Raw genomic sequence first — 20,449 nt, 5'->3', positions numbered from 1 at the left:
CCGGTCAGCAGATGCGGGGCAGCTGCTCGCCGAGCGGCAGGTCGACCACGCGGGTGCCGCCGAGGCCGGTGCGGGCCACGACCAGGCCCGGGTGGGCCTCGACGGCCTCGCCGACGACCGCCGCGCCGCGGCCGAGCGGGTGGGCGCGCATGGCGTCGAGGACGGCCTCGGCGTGCTCGCGGGGGACGAAGGCGACGAGTTTGCCCTCGTTGGCGACGTAGAGCGGGTCGAGGCCGAGGATCGCGCAGGCGTTGGCCACGGCCGCCGGGACCGGGACGCGTCCCTCGTGCAGGACGACACCGGTGCCGGAGGCGGCCGCGATCTCGTTCAGGGCGGCGGCGAGCCCGCCCCGGGTGGGGTCGCGCAGTACGTGCAGGTCGGGGGTGACCGCGAGCATCGCCCGGACGAGGCCGCCCAGGGCCGCGCAGTCGCTCTCGACGTCCACGCCGAACTCCAGGCCCTCCCGGACGCTCATGATGGCCACCCCGTGGAGGCCGATCTCCCCGCTGACGATCACGACGTCACCGGGGACGACGCGTTGCGGGCGCAGGTCGACCCCGTCGGGGATCAGCCCGATCCCCGCGGTGTTGACGTAGAGGCCGTCCCCGTGGCCGGCCTCGACGACCTTGGTGTCGCCGGTGGCCACCTCCACGCCCGCGGCCCGCGCGGCGGCGCCCATGGCCTCGGCGACCCGGGCGACCGCGGCCATCTCGACGCCCTCTTCGAGGATGAACCCGCAGGACAGGTAGGCGGCGGCGGCTCCGCTCATGGCCAGGTCGTTGACCGTGCCGTTGACCGCCAGGTCGCCGATGCTCCCGCCGGGGAAGAACAGGGGCCGCACCACGTAGGAATCGGTGGAGAAGGCCAGCCGGACCCCGCCGAGGGTCAGGGCGGCGGAGTCCCCGAGCTGGGCGAGGGCCTCGCCGCCGAAGGCCGGGGCGAACAGGTGCTGGACCAGCTCGGCGGAGAGGGCTCCGCCGCCGCCGTGGCCCATCACCACGCGGGGCCGGTCGCGCAGGGGGGCGGGGCAGCTCCAGCCCGTGATGTCGAGTGCGGTCTCAGGCAACGGGGCTCGCCTCCAGCGGGGCGGTCGGGCCGGCGGGCGGGGCCGGGGTGGTGGCGGGCCGGGCCTGCGGGGGCCGCAGGTCCAGGCGCCGGTAGAGGTAGTACGCGGCGCAGGCGCCCTCGCTGGAGACCATGGTGGCGCCCAGCGGGGCGCGCGGGGTGCACAGGGTGCCGAAGGCCTCGCACTCGTGCGGTTTGATCAGCCCCTGGAGCACTTCCCCGCTGCGGCAGGCGGCCGGCTCGCGGGTGGTGATGCCGGTGACGGAGAAGCGGTGTTCGGCGTCGTACGCGCGGTACCGTTCGGAGAGCCGCCAGCCGCTGTCCGGGATGACCCCGATGCCGCGCCAGGCCCGGTCGGTGACCTCGAAGACGTCGGCGAGCATGGCGAGCGCGGCCGGGTTGCCCTCGGGGCGGACGGCGCGCGCGTAGGCGTTCTCCACGGTGTGCTCGCCGCGTTCCAGCTGCCGTACGGCCCGTCGTACGCCTTCGAGGATGTCCAGGGGTTCGAAGCCGGTCACGACGATCGGGACCCGGTGGCGGGCGGCCAGGTCCGGGTACTCGGCGGTGCCCATGACGCTGCACACGTGTCCGGCGGCGAGGAAGCCCTGGACCCGGCAGCTGGGCGAGCGCATGATCGCCTCGATGGCCGGGGGGACCCGGACGTGGGAGACGAGCAGGCTGAAGTTGGTGATGCCGAGCTTCCGGGCCTGGTGGACCGTCATGGCGTTGGGCGGGGCCGTGGTCTCGAAGCCGATGCCGAAGAAGACCACCTCGCGGTCCGGGTTCTGCCGGGCGATCCTCAGGGCGTCCAGGGGTGAGTACACCACCCGTACGTCACCGCCCTCGCCGCGCACCTGGAAGAGGTCGCGGCCGGTTCCCGGGACGCGGAGCATGTCCCCGAAGGAGCAGAAGATCACGCCGGGCCGGGAGGCGATCTCCAGGGCCTTGTCGATGACCTCCAGCGGGGTGACGCACACCGGGCAGCCCGGGCCGTGGATCAACTCGACCTGTTCGGGCAGGAGTTGGTCGATGCCGTGGCGGATGATGGTGTGGGTCTGACCGCCGCAGACCTCCATCAGCGCCCAGGGGCGGGTCACGGTGGAGTGGATGTCGTCGAGGAGCCTGCGGGCGAGCGCCGGGTCCTGGAACTCGTCGATGTACTTCACCGCCGTGCCTCCGTCTCGTCGCCGAGCCGCTCGGCCTGTTCCCAGGGGTCGCCGAACTCCTCCTGGAGCATGCCGAGTTCGGCGAACAGGTCGAGGGTCTTGCGGGCCGACTCCTCGTCGAGGCGCTGGAGGGCGAAGCCCACGTGCACGATGGCGTACTCACCCACCCGGAGGTCCGGGAGGTACTCCAGGCACACCTCCTTCTGTACGCCGCCGAAGTCGACGGTGGCCATGCGGGTGCCGTCCTTCTCCCCGATCTCAAGCACTCTGCCGGGTACCGCCAGGCACATGGGCCTCTCCTCGTGATGGGTGTCGCGTTGCGGTGGCGGCCGCCACCATGAGCTGGCCGAGCGCCAGTCCGCCGTCGTTGGGCGGCACCCGGTGCTGGCGCAGGACGGTGAACCCCCGCGCGCGCAGCGTCCGGGCGCACGCGGAGGAGAGGAGCGTGTTGCAGAAGACCCCGCCGGTCAGGGCGACGGTGTCCAGGCCGTGGGCGGCGCGGGCGAGCACGCACAGGTCGGCGACCAGGGCGGCGACCGCCGCGTGGAAGCGGGCGGCGATCAGCGGCCGGGGCGTACCCGCCCGTACGTCGGCCACCGCCGCGGCCAGGACGGGCGCGGGGTCGGCGACGACCGGGCCCGGCGTACCGGCGGCGGGCAGCCGAAGGCCGAAGGCGTACGCGCGGCCGTCCGGGGGTGCCTGGAGGGCCGCGGCCTCCAGTTCGACGGCGGCCTGGGCCTCGTACCCGGCGTGCTGGCGGACCCCGGCCAGGGAGGAGACGGCGTCGAAGAGCCGGCCCATGCTGGAGGTGGGGACGCAGTTCAGCCCGCGTTCCAGCTGGGTCTCCAGGACGCGCAGTTCGTCCGGCGGGCAGGCGGCGGTGCAGGGCAGGTCCGGGGTCCGGGCGAGCCCCGCGGCGCGCAGGTGGGACAAGGCCATGCGGTACGGGCGGCGCACGGCGGCGTCACCGCCGGGCAGCGGGACGTAGGCGAGGTGGGCGAAGCGGGTGTAGCCGGCGTAGTCGGCGAGGAGGACCTCGCCGCCCCACACCGCTCCGTCGTCCCCGTAGCCGGTGCCGTCGAAGGCGACGCCGATCACCCGGCGGCTCCCGTCGTGGCCGTGTTCGGCGAGCGCGGAGGCGATGTGCGCGTGGTGGTGCTGTACGGGCACCAGTGGACGGCCCGCCGCGTGCTCGCGGGCCCAGCGGCCGGAGCGGTAGCCGGGGTGGCGGTCGGCGGCGAGCAGGGCGGGGGCGACTCCGGTGAGGGCCGACAGCTGCCGCTGGGCGTGGGCGAAGGCCTCCTGGGTGGCGAGGTCGTCCATGTCGCCGATGTGGGCGGAAGGCCAGGCGCGGCGGCCTTCGCCGAGGCAGAAGGCGTTCTTGAGGTCGCCTCCCGCGGCGAGGGCGGCGGGGACCGGCAGGGGCAGGGTGAGCGGGAGCGGGGCGTAGCCGCGCGAGCGCCGCAGGACGAGGGGCTCGCCGTCGCAGACCCGTACGACCGAGTCGTCGCAGGGGACGTGGATGGGCCGGTCGTGGGTGAGCCAGGCGTCGGCGATGCCGGCGAGGCGTTCGAGGGCCTCGGCGTCGTCGGTGACGATCGGCTCCCCGGAGAGGTTGCCGCTGGTCATGACCAGCAGGCGCGGGCCCGGGGGGTCGCCGGGCAGGCCGAGCAGCAGGTGGTGGACGGGGGTGTACGGGAGCATCACGCCGAGGTCGGGGCTGCCGGGGGCGACGCCGTCGGCGAGGCCGGGGGCGGTGGCGGCCCGGCGGCGGAGCAGGACGACGGGGCGGACGGCTCCGGTGAGCAGCTCCCGTTCCTCGGGGCCGAGTTCGGCGAGGCGCTCGACGTCCTCGACGCCGCGGGCCATCAGGGCGAAGGGTTTGTCCCCGCGTTCCTTGCGGCCGCGCAGCGCGGCGACGGCGCGGGGGTTGCCGGCGTCGCAGGCGAGGTGGTAGCCGCCGAGGCCCTTCACGGCGAGGACGGCGCCGCCGGCCAGCAGCGCCCGGGCCCGCGCGACGGGGTCGGCGCCGGCGCTCTCGCGGGGCGGGCTGCCGGTGAGGAGCCTGAGCCGGGGTCCGCAGGCGGGGCAGGCGACGGGCTGGGCGTGGAAGCGGCGGTCGGCGGGGTCGGCGTACTCGCGGGCGCAGTCGGGGCACATCGGGAAACGGGCCATGGTGGTGTGGGCCCGGTCGTAGGGCAGCCCGGTGACGATGGTGAAGCGCGGTCCGCAGTGGGTGCAGGTGATGAAGGGGTGGCGGTGGCGGCGGTCGGCCGGGTCCGCGAGTTCGGCGAGGCAGTCGGCGCAGGTGGCGGTGTCCGGGGAGACCAGGGTGCGGGGCGGGCCGCCGGTGCGGGAGGCGACGATGGTGAAGCCGGCGCCGCCCGCGAGGGGGACCGTGCGGTGGTCGACGGTGTCGACGACCGCCAGCGGCGGGGCGTCGGCGGCCAGCCGCTCGCAGAACGCCGCCACCGCCGACGGGGGGCCCTCGACCTCGGCGACCACCCCCTCGGGGGTGTTGGTGACATGGCCGGCCAGGCCGAGGGTGGTGGCGCGGGTGTACACGTACGGGCGGAACCCGACGCCCTGGACCACGCCCCGGACGGTGACGCGGCGGCGTTCCGCGGCCTCCATCAGTGGAGTCCGGCCGTGGCGGCGGGGGCCGGGTGGGGCTCCGACGGCGCGTGGCCGTGATCGTGATCGTGGTCATGGCCGTGATCGTGGCCGGGACCGTGAACGTGGCCGTCGTGATCGTGGACGTGGGGGGCCTGAGGCTGCCGGGACATCACGGGGGTGTGGGCCCGGGTGCCGCCCGCGACGGCCAGGGCGTGGTCCAGGAGGAGGCCCGTTCCCTCGGTCGAGCGGGACGAGGTGCGCAGGATCCGCACCCCGGGGTTGACCCTGCGGACGTTGGCGCGGAAGGCCTCCTCGTCGAACTCGGCGGCCTCCGCGATGTCGGTCTTGGTGATGACCACCAGCTGGGCCAGCCCGTACGCGGTCGGGTACTTCAGGGGCTTGTCCTCGCCCTCCGTCACCGAGGCCAGGACCACGCGCAGGGACTCGCCCAGGTCGTACGAGGCCGGGCAGACCAGGTTGCCGACGTTCTCGACGAACAGGATGCGGGTGTCCGGCGGGAGCCAGCCGTCCAGGTGGCGTCCGAGCATGCCGGCTTCGAGGTGGCAGAGGCCGTCGGTGAGGACCTGCTTGACCGGGGCGCCCGAACGGGCCAGCCGCGTCGCGTCGTTCTCCGTCGCCAGGTCGGCGGTGAGCGCCGCGACGGACACGCCGCGTGCGCGGGCGAGCGTCAGTTCGCGTTCCAGCAGCGCCGTCTTGCCGCTGCCGGGACTGGAGAGCAGGTTGACCACCGTCGTCCCCCGGGCGGCGAGTTCGCTGCGCAGGGCCTGCGCGGCCCCGTCGTTCTTGGCGAGCACCGCTTGGCGCAGTTCGACCTCTCGGCACACGGTCAGGCCTCCTCGGGGATCGGTTCGAGGGCGTCGTCCCAGACCACGCGGAGGATCCGCAGTTCGCGCCCCGACAGGAGCTCCACGGCGGTCGCCTGCCCGCAGCCGGGACAGCACAGGTCGGGGGGCATGCCGACGGCCCACTCCCCCGCGCAGGCCGCGCAGCGGGCGCGGGCCGCCACGCGGTGGGTGACGAGCTCGGCGCCCGCGAGGGGGGTCGCGGTGCGGGCGAGTTCGAAGGAGAAGGCCAGCGCGTCGGGGACGACGCCGGCCAGTTCCCCGATCTCCAGCTCCACGCGGCTGACGGAGCGTGCCGCTCCGGCCTGGGCCGCTTCCGTCACCTGGTCCACGACGGCCATGGCGATCGACATCTCGTGCATCGGACTCCGTCCTGCCGGGCCTCATTACAGCGGCCGGCCCGGGGCGGCGGAGGCGGGCGCGCCGACGCGCGGCCCGCCCGGTACCCCGTTCGGACGCGGGGGTCACATACGGCGGATCCGCAGGTAGCGCTTGATGTCGGGGAGGGTCTGCGCGAGTACGGCGGCCAGGGCCAGGGCCGCGGCTCCGCAGACGAAGGCCTTCTTCATGGGGGTTCTCCTCAGTTCGCGAGTTCGCACCGGTCGCAGGGCTCCGGCCCGGGCCCGGGTTCCCCGGCCGGCAGGAGGTCCAGGAGCATCCGTACGGCTTCCGGCACGGCGGCGGCGACGGGGGCGCTCAGCCCGATGCCCTCCTGCACGCAGGCCGGTTCGCAGCCGACGACGTAGGTGCGGCGGGGCGGTGTGGTACCGGTGCCGGCGCACAGGGTGCCGAGCAGCCCGAGGACCGCGTCGGGGGACATGTGGTGCCCGTCGAGTACGGGGCGGCCGCCGCCCGCGGGGCCGGCCGCGGACGCCTCGATCAGGTACAGGGTGCCGGGGGCGCCGCCGCGTTCGGTGGCGTCGACCAGGACGAGGGTGTCGTAGCCGTCCAGGAGCTGGTAGGCCAGGTGGACGCCGCGCACGCCGAAGTCGGCCACCTCCACGTGGCCGGGCAGCGGGTGCGCGGACAGGGCGCGTACCGCCTCGACGCCGAAGCCGTCGTCGCCGAGGAAGACGTTGCCGATGCCGGCGACCAGCACCCGGCCGCTCACGCCTCCTCCAGGGCGGTGACCTCGTCGGGCTGGAAGTAGAGGAACCGGCCCTGCTCGCGGCGGATGTCGGCGCCCGGGTCGCCCTCCACGGTGACGGCGAGGTGGACTCCCCCGTCGACGTCGTGCAGGACCTCCTCGACGCGGGCGGCGCGGCCCTGGAGGAAGAGGTCCTGGGCGTCGGTGCGCCGCAGCCCCGGGCGCAGCAGCACCCGGCTGCCGGGGCCGACGGGCGTGCCGCCGACGAGGACGCGGGCGGGCCCCGGCACCGCCGCCGCGGCCGGGTCCCACCAGGGTTGCCCGGGGGTGAACAGGGTGTCCGGCGGGGGCTCCTCGGGGGCCGCCCCGGCGGTGGCCCCGCGCAGGGAGCGCACCGCTCCGTGCAGCCGTTCCAGGACCTCGGGCGGCAGGGTGTCGGCGAGGTCGACGACGGCGGCCGCGCGCGGGTCCGTACCGCGCGCCTCGCGCTTCTCCTCCTCGGTCAGGGCGGCGGTGCGCAGGGCGAGGATCTCGTCGATCTCGGTGGCGTCGTACATGGCCCCGGCGCTCTCGGGGGCGATGGCGGGGTGGTCCTCCAGGATGATCGGGGAGGAGAGGACCACGTCGGCCCCTCCGTCCTCGCCGGCCAGGACCGGCCAGGTGTGGAGGTTGGCGCAGGCGGCGACGGCGGTACGGGCCCATTCGGGCGGGTCGGTCATGGACAGGAAGGTGCCGGGGTTCAGCCCCAGCAGGAGGTGGGCGGCGACGAGGGAGCGGGGCAGGGCCTCCTCGCGGGTGGCGCCGGGGCCGTCGGGGGTCCAGGGGCTGGTGTTCTCGACCACGGCGGTGAGCTTCAGGACCCGGTAGGGGCCCTCCGGCTCTTCGGCGTGCAGGCGTACGACGCCCTCGGCCTCCTCGGTGCGCCGGACGAGGCGGCCGACGGTCCGGCCCCGGTCGTCGAGCACCGGTTCAATCTCCTCGCGGGCCGGGCGGCGGAAGGGGAGGACGATCTCCTTCTGCGTCAGTTCGGGTACGGCGACGCGCAGTTCGACCCGTTCCTCGGTGCCCTCGTCCCAGGGGACGAGGACCCGGTCGGGCAGGCGGAGTTCGGCGACGTCGGTGAACGTGCCGTCGTCGCGGGCCTGCTGGACGGTGCGCCGCTGGGCGTGCAGGAAGCGCAGTTCGAGGGAGAGGGTCGCGGCGCCGCGCGGTTCCATCAGGATCTCGGTGCGCTGGAGGCTGTGTTCGCCCTGGGCGGGGGCCCAGGCGGGCGGGACGAGGACGCCGAACTGCCAGCGCATCCGGTTCTTGGCGGCGGAGGCCCGGTACGGGTAGAGGACGTAGCCCTCGAAGAGGACGGCGTCCGCCACCCGGCGGGCGGCGGCGAAGCGCCGTCCGCCGCGGTCGGCGGGGGTGGCCGTGGGGGCGGTGGCGGTCACGGGGCGGCCCTCTCGGTGACCCGGGGGGCCGGGGCCCCCGGCAGCGGGAGCGGGGGCGGCGCGGGTTCGGCGGCGTCCAGCAGGGCGCGCAGGGTGGTCTCCCAGGAGGTGAGGGCGTGGCGGGAACGGAAGGCGAGCAGTTCGGCCATGGTGTCGCGGGGCAGCCGCAGCCATCCGCAGCCGGGGAAGTGCTGTTCGACCATCTCGTGCCAGACGGCGACCGGCATCCGGCAGGAGGCCTCGCGGTCCCAGGGCACGGGTTCGACGTGGAAGCCGCCGGCTCCGGTGAAGGCCGTGCCGGAGAAGAGCAGCAGCAGCGGCACCTCGCCGTCGCGCAGGGCGTTGAAGTACCGGGTGGAGGCGACGTCCATGTCGTAGGTGCAGGGGACGGCGAGGTCGGTCTCGGTCTCCCCGGTGAACCCGGGCACCATCAGCCCGACGTGGGCGAACTGCACCGGCCGCAGCGTGCTGCCCCAGCGGGAGCGCTCGCCGAACAGGTCGGCGAGGGCCTCGGCCTCGCCGGCGGTGTAGCCGCGCCGCGCCGGTTCGACGCGGATCTGGCAGCGCAGGGCGAGGGCGTGGACCCGGGTGCCGGGCGGGGCGGTGATCCGCAGCCGCAGGACCAGGGTGGGTCCGGCGGCGTACGGGTCGGCGCGCACCCCGGTGCAGGTGAAGGTGAGGTCGGTCATGAGGGGCCGGCCTCCGCGAGCACCTTGGCGCGGGCCTCGACGTGCGCGAAGAGGGTGTCGAGGGCGGCCCGCGCCTCGGCGCCGCCGTCGAAGCCGCGCCAGAGCAGCCGCATCCGTCCGACGAGCTCGTAGCAGAGGTCGATGGGGACCAGGTGGCAGGTGGTGCGGCCGGGCGTGTGGTGCAGCAGGAGGGCCTCCACGTCGGGTTCGAGGAGTGCCGCGAGCCGTCCCGCGCCGAGTACGGACTGCCAGGTGTCCGGGTCGAGTTCGCTCTCGGTGGCGCCGGCCGGGCTGGGGTAGAGGGCGACCAGCCGGCCGAGGGCGGCGTTGCGGAAGAGGAAGGCCACGCCGACGGGGATGCGCAGCAGCTCCCAGGCGGCGTCGTCGAGGTGGTGGCCCGGGTCGCTGAGGTAGCGGTCGGGGACGGCGCGGTAGCGGCCCGTGGGGGTGCCCGGCCGGTCGAACAGCAGGGCGCAGGCGGTGCAGGCGCACACCAGGGCCCGCTTCTCGGTCTCCACCAGGTGGCGGTGGCCGTCCGGGGGGACGGGTGTCCCGCACAGTTCGCAGTGTTCGGGGCGGGGCGGGCGGGGGCCGGTGAACCGGCGCAGCCCCTGGGGGCGGGGGCCGGTCACGGCACCCGGGCCGGGGTGTGGGGGCGGGTGCCGATCTGGAGGAGGGGCGCCGCGGGCGCGGCCGTTTCGAGGTCGACGCCGGTCACCTCCGGGGCGAAGCAGGCCAGGGCGTCCTCCAGGGCCGCGCGGCCGGCGTCGCCGGAGCCGGACCCGCAGCCGCAGCCCGCGGCCCCGGCGGGCAGGGCGCGCAGCCGCAGGACGCCGGTGGAGGCGTCGAAACCGAGGCGCTCCACCGGGACGTCCGCGGCGCCGAGGGCCCGTCCGATGCGCGTGTCGAGGTCCTCGGGGTGCAGGCCGTGCAGGGTGAGCAGGCTCGCCACCAGGTCGTCGTCGAGGAGCGGTGCCATCGCCCGGGCGCCGAGGCGTCCGGTGATCCGGGCGAGGCCGGCCCCGTAGAACTCCATGAGGACGCGGACGAGTTCCTCGGCGGCCGCGCAGGCGGCGCGGTCGCCGGAGCCGGCCAGCCGGTCGAGGACCTCCTCGACGCGGCGGCCCGCCTCCCGGGCGTCGGCGGCGGCGCTCATCCGCCCAGTCCGCTCAGGCCGGTGGGCACGTGCATGGTCTTCACGGTCTTCCCGCCGCCGACGTACATGTGGACCCCGCAGGGCAGGCAGGGGTCGAAGCTGCGCACGGCGCGCATGATGTCGATGCCCTTGAAGTTCTCCGGGGTGTTCTCCTCGAAGATCGGGGTGTTCTGCACGGCGTCCTCGTACGGGCCCGGCGTGCCGAAGGTGTCGCGGGTGCTGGCGTTCCACGGGGTGGGCGGGTACGGGTGGTAGTTGGCGATCTTCCCGTCGCGGATCACCATGTGGTGGGAGAGGACGCCGCGGACGGCCTCGGTGAAACCGCAGCCGATGGACTGGTCCGGGACCTCGAACTTCTCCCAGGTCTGAGTGCGTCCGGCGCGCACCTCGGCCAGGCCCCGCTCGGCGCAGTGCAGGGCGATGCCGGCCGCGTACGCCTGGAAGTAGGTGCGGGCGCGGTTGCGTTCGAGCGCGTTGGACCACTTCGGGATCCTCCACTCGAAGGTGGTCTCCGGCTTGGTCATGGTGCGCGGCAGGGTGATGACCACGCTGTGGCCGGTGGCCTTGACGTAGCCGACGTCGACGAGCCCGGACAGGGCGGTGGACCACAGGCGGGCGATGGGGCCGCCGCCGGTGTCGAGCGGCAGGTGGTCCTTGCCGTCGAACCAGCGGGGGGACATCACCCAGCTGTACTTGTCGTCGAAGTTCCGCTTCTGCGGGGCGGGGATGGTGTGCTGGTTCCAGGGGTGGCGGGGGTCGACGGGGTTGCCGAGCGGGTCGTGGGTGACGAACTGCTCGCGGCCCTCCCAGTCGTCGTAGTAGGAGCTGCCGAGCAGGATGCGGATGCCGAGGTTGATCTCGGTGAGGTCGTTGGTGACCAGTTTGCCGTCGACGACGACGCCCGGGGTGACGAACATCTTCCGTCCCCAGTCGGTCATGTTGGCGTACGTGAAGTCGCAGTGCTCGGGGTCGTTGAGGGCGCCCCAGCAGCCGAGCAGCACGCGCCGGCGGCCGACCTCCTCGTAGCCGGGGAGGGCCTCGTAGAAGAAGTCGAACAGGTCGTCGTGGAGCGGGACGACCTTCTTCATGAACTCGCAGTACCGCATGAGGCGGCTCATGTAGTCGGTGAAGAGCTGGACGGAGGCGATGGTGCCGACGCCGCCCGGGTAGAGGGTGGAGGGGTGCACGTGGCGGCCCTCCATCAGACAGAACATCTCGCGCGTGTACCGGCTGACCTGGAGGGCCTCGCGGTAGAACTCGCCCTCGATGGGGTTGAGGGAGCGCATGATGTCGGCGATGGTGCGGTAGCCGTGGTCGCCGGCGTGCGGGGCCTCGGTGCGCTCGGCGAGTTCGAGGACGCCGGGGTTGGTCTCGCGGACCATCTTCTCGCAGTAGTCGACCCCGACCAGGTTCTCCTGGAAGATGTTGTGGTCGAACATGTACTCCGCCGACTCGCCGAGGTTGATGATCCACTCGGCGAGGTGGGGCGGCTTCACCCCGTAGGCCATGTTCTGCGCGTAGACGGAGCAGGTGGCGTGGTTGTCCCCGCAGATGCCGCAGATGCGGCTGGTGATGAAGTGCGCGTCGCGGGGGTCCTTGCCGCGCATGAAGACGCTGTAGCCGCGGAAGACCGACGAGGTGCTGTAGCACTCGGCGACGCGCTTCTGCTTGAAGTCGATCTTCGTGTGGATGCCGAGGCTGCCCACGATCCGGGTGATCGGATCCCAGGCCATCTCGACCAGGCCGCTGCCGTCTCCGGCCGCGTTCGTCTTCGGTGCCATCGTCTGTGCCGTGACCCTTCGTTCGCTACGGGGTGGGGGTGGGATCGGTCGGGATGGGCGGGACGGTCACCAGGGCGGGCGGTAGCCCGTGGTGAGCTTGCCTCCGGCGTGCCGCCACTTGGGTTCCCGGTCGACGGTGTGCAGGGTGACCGCGCGCAGGCGCCGGACCACGGCTCCGTACGCTCCGCTGGCCTTCGCCGACACGTGGGAGCCGGGGGGCGCGTCCATGAAGGGCATGAACTTGTCGGGGAAGCCGGGCATGGTGCAGGCGATGCAGATGCCCCCGACGTTGGGACAGCCGCCGACGCCGTTGATCCAGCCGCGCTTGGGGACGTTGCACTTGACCACGGGCCCCCAGCAGCCGAGCCGGACCAGGCACTGCGGGGAGTCGTAGGAGTGGGCGAACTGGCCCTGCTCGTAGTACCCGGCGCGGTCGCAGCCCTCGTGGACGGTCTGCCCGAACAGCCAGGTCGGGCGCAGCTTGTCGTCCAGGGGGATCATCGGGGCCGAGCCCGCCGCCTGGTACAGCAGGTAGGTCAGGGTCTCGGAGAAGTTGTCGGGCTGGATGGGGCAGCCCGGGACGCAGACGATGGGGATGCCGGCCTTGGAGGTCCAGTCCCAGCCGAGGTAGTCGGGCACGCCCATGGCGCCCGTCGGGTTGCCCTCCATGGCGTGGATGCCGCCGTACGTGGCGCAGGTGCCGATGGCCACCACGGCGAGCGCCTTGGGGGCGAGCCGGTCGATCCACTCGCTGGTGGTGATCGGCTGGCCGGTACGGGGGTCGTCGCCGAAGCCGCACCAGTAGCCCTCGGGTTTGATCGACTCGTTGGGGATCGATCCCTCGACGACGAGCACGAAGGGGTCGATCTCGCCGCGCTCCCCCTTGAAGAACCATTCGACGAAGGTGTCGGCGCCTCCGACGGGGCCGCACTCGAAGTCGATCAGGGGCCAGTGCACGGCCACCTTGGGCAGGCCGGGCAGGACGCCCGTGACGATCTCCTCGATGCTCGGCTGCATCGCCGCGGTGAGGGAGACCGAGTCGCCGTCACAGCTCAGTCCGGCATTGATCCAGAGGATGTGGACCGTCGGGTCCTCGGCCGGGTCCGGCGTTGCTTCTGCATCCATGCGGGGCCTCCTTGGGAGGGGATGCTGAGGGGGAGGTGGGGAGGTGGCGGGCGGACCGCACCTCTTCCTTGCTAGCAGGAGCCCGGTCAGGGCGCGCTGTCCTGTACGGCCGGTCCAGTGACGCCGGCGGCGGCCGGGCCGGTGCGGCGCGCGAGGTGGGGCGGGGTCTCCCGGGCGGGCTCCTTGCGGACGAAGGCGCGGCGCAGGGCGTGGTAGGGGGCGTGCGGGTCGTCGAAGGTCCGCTTCATCCGCTCCAGTTCCGCCGCCCGGTAGGAGGCGAGGGGGCGCAGGGCCTCGTCCCGTTCGCGGCGGGCCTTCTTGGCGGCGATCCGGGCGGGGGTGGCGGGCAGGGCCGCCAGGCGGGCGGCGAGGCGGGCCGTCTCGTCGGCGAAGGCCTCGGGCGGGCAGGTGACCGTCCGGTCGGACAGGCCCAGGCCCAGGGCGGCGGCGGCGCTCAGCGGCAGGGCGTCCTCGGTGAGCCGGGCGGCGGTGGCCTCGCCGACCCGGCCGGGCAGGGTGTACGTCCAGTATTCGGAGCCGTACAGGCCCATCAGGCGGTAGTGGGGGTTGAGCACCACGCCGGAACGGCACCAGACCCCGTCGGCGGCGAGGGCGAGCATGGCCCCTCCGGCGGCGGCGTTGCCGCCGAGGGCGGCGACGACGAGCCGGTCGGTGGTGGTCAGGACGGCCTCGACCAGGTCGTCCATGGCGTTGATGTTGGCCCAGGACTCGGCGGCGGGGTCGGCGGCGGCCTCGATCACGCCGAGGTGGATGCCGTTGGAGAAGAAGTCGCGGCCGCCGCCGAGGACGAGGACCGAGGTCGGCCGGGTGAGGGCGGTCCGGTAGGCCGTGAGCAGCCGTCGGCAGCGGTCGGTGTCCATCGCCCCGGCGGGGAAGGAGAAGGAGAGGAACCCGGCCTGCCCCTCCTCCCGGTAGTCGATGTCGCTCCAGGTGCGGCGGCCGGGGGCGGTGTGCAGGGGCGCGGGGTGTTCGGGCAGCGGGGGCAGCCGGTCGCCGAGGGCGAGGACGGCCGGGAGGCGGGGGGCGGCCGGCTCTCCGGGCCGGTGGCGGGCCCGCAGTTCCGGGATCCAGACGGCCCCGTCGCAGGTGGCGCGGCAGACCGCGCCGTCCCGGGTGGCCAGCAGGTCGCCGGGGCGGCCGCGCAGCCGGTCCTCGGGGTGGCCGCCGTGCAGGTACCACTCCGCTCCGAGCAGTACGTCCCGTACTCCGGGCCGGCTGTCGGCGGCGCGCAGCACCCGCAGGACGCGTTCGGTGGGGTCGGTCTCCCAGTCGATGCGGCGGCCCTCCTGGCGCAGGGCGGGGCGGGCGAGGCCGGTGCGCTGGCGCTCCGGGACGTACGTCCCGGAGGCGAAGCGCTCCACGGCGAGCAGAACGGCCTCCAGGGCCGCGTCGGCGATCTCGCCCCGGTAGAGGTCGCTCTTGCCCACGGCGGGGACGGCGCACTCGGCGGTGGCCCAGACGGGGCCGGCGTCCATCTCGGCCTCGGCCTGGAGGACGGTCACCCCCCAGCGGGTGCGGCCCTCCTGGACGGCCCAGTCGAGGGAGGCGGGTCCCCGGTCGCCGACCGGGCCCGGGTGGACGATCAGACAGGGGTGGGCGGCCCAGACCTCTTCGGGGATGGCGGTGCGCAGCATGGGCGCGAGGACGAGGTCGGGCGCGTGGCGGCGGACGGCCGCGGCGAGGGACCGGTGCGGCAGGGCGAGTTCGACGGCCACGCTGTGGCCGTGGTCGCGCAGTTCGGCGTGGACCCGCTGGGTGAGGCTGTTGAACGCGCTCGCGAGGAGCAGGACGTGCACGTGGGGTCTCCCGGGGGGCCCGGGGCCGGGGCGCGGCGGCGCCCGGTCCGATCGGCTGGCTCGTGACCGGGTCATGACCGGCCGCCTGCGATCGTGGCGCGGGGGGCCGGGGACGGCGGCGCAGGCGGGCGGCGGAGTCACCCGAAAGCGGCCCGCCCGGGGGCCACTCGGCCGCCTGGCCCGCCGGGCGGGGGCGGCGCCGTGACGGCCGCCGACGCGGGCGGCGGTCACGGGGCGGGCGGGGCGACATGGGCCGGGCGCGGGCGGGCGGTGTGCTTCGCGGGTCTCCCTCAGAGCCGGTCCTCCATGCCGATGGCGTCCTCCAGGTCCTGGTGGGCCTCGCTCCAGTCGCCCTCCTGCTGTTGCAGGAGGGCTGCGGCGATGGCGTCGAGTTTGCGCTGGACGGCGTGTTCGGCCCGGCGCTCGGAGTTCTTCAGCAAGGCCAGCAGCAGCAGGGAGAGGGCGCCCATCGCGTCGCCCGCGAGGTGCTGCCACTCCATCGACAGCCGGGCCAGGTGGACGGCGGCGAAACCGGCCACCAGGGCGACGCAGAGCAGCAGGAAGGCCGCGGAGCTCGTGAAGTTCGAGGCCAGCTCGGCCAGGGACTCGAAGCGGCCGCGCCGCCCCTCACGGGACTTCTTCGCGGGGTGCTGGAAGGTCATGCCCGGCGCCTGCCCACGGACGGGCCCGGCAACCGGGGCCGTCCGGGCCGGGTCATCCGCCGCGCCGGCACCAGCGGCGCACGAGGAGGAACAGGCCCACGAGGGTGGCCGCGTACGCGAGGGTGAAGGCCGCGATGAGGGCGGGCGCGGAGGTGGCGACGGCCAGGGGCAGCAGCGCCAGGGCGAGCGCCGTCAGGGCGCAGACCGTGCCGGTCAGGGGGCCGCGGCGCTCGCCTCGCCGTCCGTCCGGGCGTTCCGGTTCCCGGGGGAAGAGGCCTGTTCCGAACGTCATGGCCCGGTCGAAGCGCGGGTCCGCGCGCAGGGCGCGTTCGATCGCGGTCAGGGCCCTCCTCTCCCGGTGCGAGAGTCCGTCGCCGGCCATCACGGCCTCCTGCGCGTCCGCGACCGGCTCGCGCCGGTCCGTGTCACTGTGGCCGGGCGTCTTCCCCTCCCCGGCCGCGGTCATGCGCGGGCGGGGCGGCGGCGCGCGTCCCCCGCCGGTCAGCCCGGCGGGAACGCCGGGAGGGCAGCGTCCGGGCCGGCGACGAGGAAGACGTCGGACAGCGGCGCGGTGTCGGCGCCGGCGCTGATGAGCAGGTCGTACGTGCCGGGGGGCAGGACGCCCAGGTCGAACCGCTCCCGCTCGCGGGGGACCGTGACCGGGCGGTCGACCAGCGCCAGGCCGGTGGCCCGGCTGGTCACCGTGAGGCGCGCCTCGACCTCGGGCAGCTCGTTCTCGCCGAGGGCGCTGCGGGCTCCGATCTCGCAGACCACGGGTTCGCCGTCGAGGTAGAGGTCGTCGCCGAGGTGGCTGAACCAGGAGGTCACGGCGGCGCGCAGGTCGTCGATGCGGATGTCGTGCAGGGACTGCAGGACCCCTTCCAGGTGGTCGAGCATCGCCCCCTCGTTCTGCAGGCCCGCGTGTTTCCGGGGGACGAAGGTCCGGGCGTCTTCGGTGCCGGAGAGGGCCGCAGAGAGCTTGGGCACCGTGCCGTCGCCGCCCTCGTCGTGCTCTCCCCGGGTCATCCGGATCTCGACCGCCCCGTCGGTGACGCGGGCCGACTGCCGGGTCGGCTGGTCCATGCCCACGATGGGCTGGTAGACCACCTGGTGGGCCTCCCAGGCCGAGTCGCGGCGGTTGTCCCGGGCCGCCTGCTCCATCTCGTCGAAGAACTCCGTCACGTGGGTGCTCCACTGCGGCTGCCAGTTCGGCAGCCCCGCCAGGGCCGGGACGGCGGCCGTGCCGTCGCTCCCGTAGACGCACTTGTAGACGGGCACGAGCTGGTGCAGGCCGGTGAGGGAGCGCAGCAGCCGGGTGAGGTCCTCGTCGAAGGGGCCGATCCGTTTGTGGAAGCCGTTGCAGAGGAAGTCGACGGCGTTGAGCGAGCCGTAGAAGGGGGTGCCGAAGGTCACGATGGCCCGGGTGTCCTTCCAGCCGCCCAGTGCCTCGACGAAGTAGCGCGAGACGAGTCCGCCCATCGAGTGCCCGATCAGGACGAGCTGGGCCGCCGCGTTGCCGCTGGACTCGCGCCAGTCCCGCAGCCAGCGGGCGCTCTTCTCGGCGAGCCGCCGGGCGGCGGCCCGGTTGTCGCGCCGCCAGTCGTAGGGGAAGGGGAAGTAGTTGCGGCCGGTCTCCAGGTCGAAGCGCTCCAGCAGGAACCTCTCGATGGCGGTGTAGCCGTCGATCTTCCACAGCCCGGGCAGGGTGTGCAGGTCGGGTACGAGCCGGTCGGCGACGACCCCGTCGCCGAGGTCGTCCGCGTGCCAGTCGTCCTCGCCGAGTTCGAGGTCCTTCAGCGAGCGGCCCAGGCTGGTCAGCGCGCCCAGGACCGCGGTTGCCGAGGGCGCCCACACGTCCTTGCCGTCGCGGGTGAGCACGCTCCCGGTGATGCCGGGGAGCAGTACGACGATGTCGGGCATCGGGATCCTGGCCATTTGCTGCCTCCACGTGACGGGTGCCTCAGGCCGTGTCCTGCGGATCCGCCCCCGCCCCGCTCCCCTGGCAGACGAAGGGGGCGGACGCGTCCCCGTAGTGCTGGTAGGCGGCCCAGGCGCTCCAGCGCTGCCGGGCGCCCGGGGCGTCGGGCGGCAGCCCGTCCCCCTCGCGCTGCTCGTAGAGCCTGCGGCGGGCCGTGCGGACGGCGCCGCCCACCGTCGGGGGCTCCTCGCCGGAGCCGCCCCGCAGGAGGTGCCGGTAGAACTGCTCGGCGAAGGTGATGCCCTGGTCGTCGGGGATCCGCCAGGCCGCGCCGATGTAGTGCCCGACGCCGGCCCGCAGGAACTCGTCCGCGAGGCTCGGCACCAGGGCCGCCTGCGGGTTCCCCCACGGGGTGTCCGCGGCGGGCGGCGCGGGGGCGCGGGCGGGGGCCTCGGCCGCGCCGAGCCGGGCCGTGTAGCAGGCGTTGGCGACGACGACCAGCGGCGGCCGTTCCAGCAGGGTCAGTTCCCGGGCGGTGAGCAGGCCGTCGGAGAAGACCCAGCCGGAGCGCCCTCCCGTTCCGCTGACGTCGAAGGCGCTGTGTCCGCAGTAGTGGACGATGTCGTTGCCCCCGCACAGCAGGACCCGCAGGACGTCCAGCCGCCTGGCGGGGTCGATGCCGGGCTGCCGGGTGGAGTTCGCGGCGCCGACGAAGAGGGTGACCCGGGCCCCCAGGTCCTTGAGCCGCGTGGCGACCGCGAGGGCCTCGTTGCGGGCCCCCGGCAGCTGGAACCCCTTCTCCGGGTCCCCCGGGTCGCCGATCACCAGGGCGCTCAGCGGTCCCTCCTGCCGGCCGTCGGCCAGCACGCGCGAGTAGGTGGTGCGCAGTTGCCGGGAGAGCCGGGTGCGGATCGCCAGGGGGTCGCGCGGTTCCGCGCCGGCCTGCCGGATCTCGGCGAGGAACTCCCAGGGGACGGAGGCCGTGTCGCGGTCCAGTTCCAGCAGCACGGTGGCGTCGTCGGTGAGCAGCCGCTGGAAGTCCGGGGGCACCACGAACCGGGAGAGCAGCTCGGGCAGTTCCCGCGCGTCCTCGACCGACGGTTCGGTCAGCCGCTCCACGAGTTCCCGCAGCAGGTCCGTGTCCGCGGGGACGAGCCGTTCCGGAACGGTGGCCCGCCCGGTGAGGGCCGCCCAGCGCAGGCCGCCGGTGCCCGACCGGACGGACATGCGCACGGGCAGGGCGCCGTCCCGGGCGGCTTCGGCCGCGCCGACCGTCAGGGAGAGGTCGGTGCGCGCCACTTCGGAGAGCGCCGTCAGCTGCTCGCGGACCTGCGCCCGGATCCCGGGGTCGAAGCCGGCCAGCACGGTGGCGAGGGCCGCCTCGCCGGCCGGCGGTCCGGGGCCGCCCCCGGCGGCGCCGGGCGCGGACGCCGCGGCGAGCCCGCTGAGCGCGGCCAGGGCGTACACGGCGGCGGAGGGGGCGAACAGCCGGCCGCCGCCCTCCTCGCGCAGCCCCGGGGTGACGCACAGCCGCGGCTGTTTCGCGGCGGCGTCGACCAGCGCGAGGTGCAGCTGCTCGGCCCGCAGCCGGTCGACCTCGACGATGAGCACCTCGGTGAGCCGGGGCGCCGGTGCGGCCGGGCCGAGCGGGGCCAGGACCCCGGCGAAGCCGTGGACCAGGGCGCGGGCGGCCTGGGGGACGGCCAGGTTGCCGGTGCCCGAGCCGATGAGGACGGTCGCCATGGTCGCGACGTGGCCGAGCCCGAACGCCTCCCCCAGGAGGGAGGCGTACATCTGGACGGCGCGGCGCTCCGTCAGGGTGCCCATCGGCCCCATGCCGACGACGGCGGCGGAGCGGACGGGTCCCGGAGCGCAGGGGAAGTACGTGACCTCCCCCAGCCGGGCGTCGATCCACCCGAGCTTGGTGTGCTCGGTGATGAGGAGGCGGGGGCCGCCGGAGACGGCGCGGTCCAGTGCCAGCTCGGCCGCCTCCGGCACGACCGACCGGTAGTGCCCGGTGACGTGCAGGTCGGCGGCGGTCTCCGCGAGGTCGCCCCAGACGACGGTGAGGCCGAGGACGGGGCCGCCGGGGGGCGGCTGTTCCTCCGGGACGGGGGCGGGAGGCCGTGCGGGAGGGTTGGAGGCCGGCGGTACGGTCTCCAGCAGGTCGGCGATGCGAGCGACCGGGGTGCCCACCGCGCCCACGCTCCTCCTTCGAGTCGCCCGAGCCCCCGCTGTCGCGGGTGTGTCACACCTCTCCCCCGACAGGATTATCCCACCGTTCGCGGGGCCGGGCAGGCCGGGACGACGCCCGTGCCGGGCTCAGCGGTAGTGGGCGGCCGCCTCCGCGAAGGACACGGCCTGCGCGGGTACGGAGGCCAGCAGGGCGACCCAGGAGCCGTCCGTGAACTCCAGGTCCATCCGCCCGCGCTGGAGCACGCCCGTCGGCCTGGCGCGCACGGCGGCGACGGCCTGGCGGGGCGCTTCCCAGTACTCCTTCATCACGGGCGCCGACTGCCACAGGTGCGAGACGTCGGTGAGGCCGAACCAGCGGCGGTCGGTGACGGCGAGCACGCCCGTGACCGAACCCCGGGCCCCCGCGCGGCTGATGAGGAAGTGGCCGGCCGCGCTCTGCCAGCCGCCCTCCATGCTCTTGCCGTGCATCAGGCGGGTCCCGAGCCGGTCCACCGCGTCCGGCAGCCCGTCCACCGCGGCCGCGCCGGCGGCCGGCCGCGAACGCCGGGGGTCGATGACGCGGGTGCGCACCAGCTGGGCCAGCGGCCGGGGCAGCTTCGCCTCGATGCGGCGGTGCAGCGCGGACGGGTCGGCCGGGGGGACCAGCTCGTCGGGCGGGGTGGGTACGCCCGGGCCGAGCTCGTACGCGCACACGGCGACGACGTGCTCCCCCGCACGCAGGAAGGGTCGGACCTGTTCGCGCCTGTCCTGGTTCAACGGGCGTGCTCCTGTCGTGCGTAGGGCCGGTGGTGACCGGTGCTGTGCCGCCGGGATGGTCGTGCCCGGCGTTCCGGATTCTCCCCCATGGACCGGCGCGGATGATCATCGGG

At 74.7% G+C, this 20,449-nt stretch carries 20 protein-coding genes; all 20 read right to left on the bottom strand.

What is annotated here, in order from left to right:
• Positions 1–4: 4 nt before the first annotated feature.
• The 20 genes from hypE to ABT403_RS01445 all read right to left on the bottom strand — a co-directional run bounded on the left by hypE (position 5) and on the right by ABT403_RS01445 (position 20,336).
• Positions 5–1,066 (bottom strand): hydrogenase expression/formation protein HypE, encoded by a 1,062-nt coding sequence (gene hypE, locus ABT403_RS01535; RefSeq protein WP_344167225.1) that lies wholly within the window; start codon positions 1,064–1,066, stop codon positions 5–7.
• Complete coding sequence (hypD, locus tag ABT403_RS01530; protein WP_344167227.1) at positions 1,059–2,231, bottom strand: hydrogenase formation protein HypD; 1,173 nt, start codon at positions 2,229–2,231, stop codon at positions 1,059–1,061. The genes hypE and hypD overlap by 8 nt, the downstream gene beginning before the upstream one ends.
• Positions 2,228–2,521, bottom strand: coding sequence for a HypC/HybG/HupF family hydrogenase formation chaperone (locus ABT403_RS01525; protein ID WP_344167229.1), 294 nt, complete (start codon positions 2,519–2,521; stop codon positions 2,228–2,230). Before ABT403_RS01525 ends, hypD begins: the two co-directional genes overlap by 4 nt.
• Positions 2,490–4,865, bottom strand: a complete 2,376-nt coding sequence (hypF, locus tag ABT403_RS01520) for a carbamoyltransferase HypF (protein ID WP_344167231.1) — start codon at positions 4,863–4,865, stop codon at positions 2,490–2,492. The genes ABT403_RS01525 and hypF overlap by 32 nt, the downstream gene beginning before the upstream one ends.
• Positions 4,865–5,692: a hydrogenase nickel incorporation protein HypB gene (gene hypB / locus ABT403_RS01515; RefSeq protein ID WP_344167233.1), complete on the bottom strand. Its 828-nt coding sequence runs from the start codon at positions 5,690–5,692 to the stop codon at positions 4,865–4,867. Before hypB ends, hypF begins: the two co-directional genes overlap by 1 nt.
• 2 nt (positions 5,693–5,694) lie before the next feature.
• Positions 5,695–6,072: a hydrogenase maturation nickel metallochaperone HypA/HybF gene (locus ABT403_RS01510; RefSeq protein WP_344167235.1), complete on the bottom strand. Its 378-nt coding sequence runs from the start codon at positions 6,070–6,072 to the stop codon at positions 5,695–5,697.
• A 102-nt stretch (positions 6,073–6,174) separates the two neighbouring features.
• A complete protein-coding gene (locus ABT403_RS38990; RefSeq protein WP_425580315.1) occupies positions 6,175–6,279 on the bottom strand; it encodes a DUF6893 family small protein in 105 nt (34 codons plus the stop codon).
• An 11-nt stretch (positions 6,280–6,290) separates the two neighbouring features.
• Positions 6,291–6,821, bottom strand: coding sequence for a hydrogenase maturation protease (locus ABT403_RS01505; RefSeq protein ID WP_344167237.1), 531 nt, complete (start codon positions 6,819–6,821; stop codon positions 6,291–6,293).
• A complete protein-coding gene (locus ABT403_RS01500; protein ID WP_344167239.1) occupies positions 6,818–8,236 on the bottom strand; it encodes a hypothetical protein in 1,419 nt (472 codons plus the stop codon). Before ABT403_RS01500 ends, ABT403_RS01505 begins: the two co-directional genes overlap by 4 nt.
• A complete protein-coding gene (locus ABT403_RS01495; RefSeq protein ID WP_344167242.1) occupies positions 8,233–8,925 on the bottom strand; it encodes a DUF6084 family protein in 693 nt (230 codons plus the stop codon). Before ABT403_RS01495 ends, ABT403_RS01500 begins: the two co-directional genes overlap by 4 nt.
• Complete coding sequence (locus tag ABT403_RS01490) at positions 8,922–9,557, bottom strand: DUF5947 family protein (RefSeq protein ID WP_344167245.1); 636 nt, start codon at positions 9,555–9,557, stop codon at positions 8,922–8,924. Before ABT403_RS01490 ends, ABT403_RS01495 begins: the two co-directional genes overlap by 4 nt.
• A complete protein-coding gene (locus tag ABT403_RS01485) occupies positions 9,554–10,081 on the bottom strand; it encodes a NifU-related iron-sulfur-binding protein (RefSeq protein ID WP_344167248.1) in 528 nt (175 codons plus the stop codon). The genes ABT403_RS01490 and ABT403_RS01485 overlap by 4 nt, the downstream gene beginning before the upstream one ends.
• On the bottom strand, positions 10,078–11,862 hold the full coding sequence (locus tag ABT403_RS01480; RefSeq protein WP_344167250.1) for a nickel-dependent hydrogenase large subunit: 1,785 nt from the start codon (positions 11,860–11,862) through the stop codon (positions 10,078–10,080). Before ABT403_RS01480 ends, ABT403_RS01485 begins: the two co-directional genes overlap by 4 nt.
• Positions 11,863–11,928: 66 nt before the next feature.
• Positions 11,929–12,987, bottom strand: coding sequence for an NADH-quinone oxidoreductase subunit B family protein (locus tag ABT403_RS01475; RefSeq protein ID WP_344167253.1), 1,059 nt, complete (start codon positions 12,985–12,987; stop codon positions 11,929–11,931).
• An 86-nt stretch (positions 12,988–13,073) separates the two neighbouring features.
• Positions 13,074–14,804, bottom strand: a complete 1,731-nt coding sequence (locus ABT403_RS01470; protein ID WP_344167256.1) for an enoyl-CoA hydratase-related protein — start codon at positions 14,802–14,804, stop codon at positions 13,074–13,076.
• Between the two features lie 290 nt (positions 14,805–15,094).
• Entirely contained in the window at positions 15,095–15,466 is a 372-nt protein-coding gene (locus tag ABT403_RS01465) for a hypothetical protein (protein WP_344167259.1), read from the bottom strand.
• 52 nt (positions 15,467–15,518) lie between these two features.
• On the bottom strand, positions 15,519–15,932 hold the full coding sequence (locus ABT403_RS01460) for a DUF3040 domain-containing protein (protein ID WP_344167262.1): 414 nt from the start codon (positions 15,930–15,932) through the stop codon (positions 15,519–15,521).
• Positions 15,933–15,967: 35 nt separating this feature from the next.
• Positions 15,968–17,401 carry a lipase/acyltransferase domain-containing protein gene (locus tag ABT403_RS01455; RefSeq protein WP_344167265.1) on the bottom strand — a complete coding sequence of 478 codons (1,434 nt, stop codon included), beginning with the start codon at positions 17,399–17,401 and terminating at the stop codon, positions 15,968–15,970.
• 25 nt (positions 17,402–17,426) lie between these two features.
• Complete coding sequence (locus tag ABT403_RS01450; RefSeq protein WP_344167268.1) at positions 17,427–19,589, bottom strand: CHAT domain-containing protein; 2,163 nt, start codon at positions 19,587–19,589, stop codon at positions 17,427–17,429.
• Positions 19,590–19,706: 117 nt separating this feature from the next.
• A complete protein-coding gene (locus tag ABT403_RS01445; RefSeq protein ID WP_344167271.1) occupies positions 19,707–20,336 on the bottom strand; it encodes a hypothetical protein in 630 nt (209 codons plus the stop codon).
• Positions 20,337–20,449 lie beyond the last annotated feature (113 nt).

The sequence above is a fragment of the Streptomyces sp. NPDC000075 genome, assembly GCF_040301925.1.
Taxonomy (GTDB): Bacteria; Actinomycetota; Actinomycetes; order Streptomycetales; family Streptomycetaceae; genus Streptomyces; species Streptomyces polychromogenes.
The sequence above is the reverse complement of the archived record's forward strand: the minus strand, read 5'-3'. Positions and strand labels throughout refer to the sequence as shown.

Excerpts from the sequence above, each read along its gene's own strand:
- ABT403_RS01510 (WP_344167235.1), bottom strand. The coding sequence starts at position 6,072 with ATGCACGAGATGTCGATCGCCATGGCCGTCGTGGACCAGGTGACGGAA.
- ABT403_RS01475 (WP_344167253.1), bottom strand. The coding sequence starts at position 12,987 with ATGGATGCAGAAGCAACGCCGGACCCGGCCGAGGACCCGACGGTCCAC.
- ABT403_RS01495 (WP_344167242.1), bottom strand. The coding sequence starts at position 8,925 with ATGACCGACCTCACCTTCACCTGCACCGGGGTGCGCGCCGACCCGTAC.
- ABT403_RS38990 (WP_425580315.1), bottom strand. The coding sequence starts at position 6,279 with ATGAAGAAGGCCTTCGTCTGCGGAGCCGCGGCCCTGGCCCTGGCCGCC.
- ABT403_RS01485 (WP_344167248.1), bottom strand. The coding sequence starts at position 10,081 with ATGAGCGCCGCCGCCGACGCCCGGGAGGCGGGCCGCCGCGTCGAGGAG.
- ABT403_RS01480 (WP_344167250.1), bottom strand. The coding sequence starts at position 11,862 with ATGGCACCGAAGACGAACGCGGCCGGAGACGGCAGCGGCCTGGTCGAG.
- ABT403_RS01465 (WP_344167259.1), bottom strand. The coding sequence starts at position 15,466 with ATGACCTTCCAGCACCCCGCGAAGAAGTCCCGTGAGGGGCGGCGCGGC.
- ABT403_RS01525 (WP_344167229.1), bottom strand. The coding sequence starts at position 2,521 with ATGTGCCTGGCGGTACCCGGCAGAGTGCTTGAGATCGGGGAGAAGGAC.
- hypF (WP_344167231.1), bottom strand. The coding sequence starts at position 4,865 with ATGGAGGCCGCGGAACGCCGCCGCGTCACCGTCCGGGGCGTGGTCCAG.
- ABT403_RS01455 (WP_344167265.1), bottom strand. The coding sequence starts at position 17,401 with ATGGCCAGGATCCCGATGCCCGACATCGTCGTACTGCTCCCCGGCATC.
- ABT403_RS01460 (WP_344167262.1), bottom strand. The coding sequence starts at position 15,932 with ATGACCGCGGCCGGGGAGGGGAAGACGCCCGGCCACAGTGACACGGAC.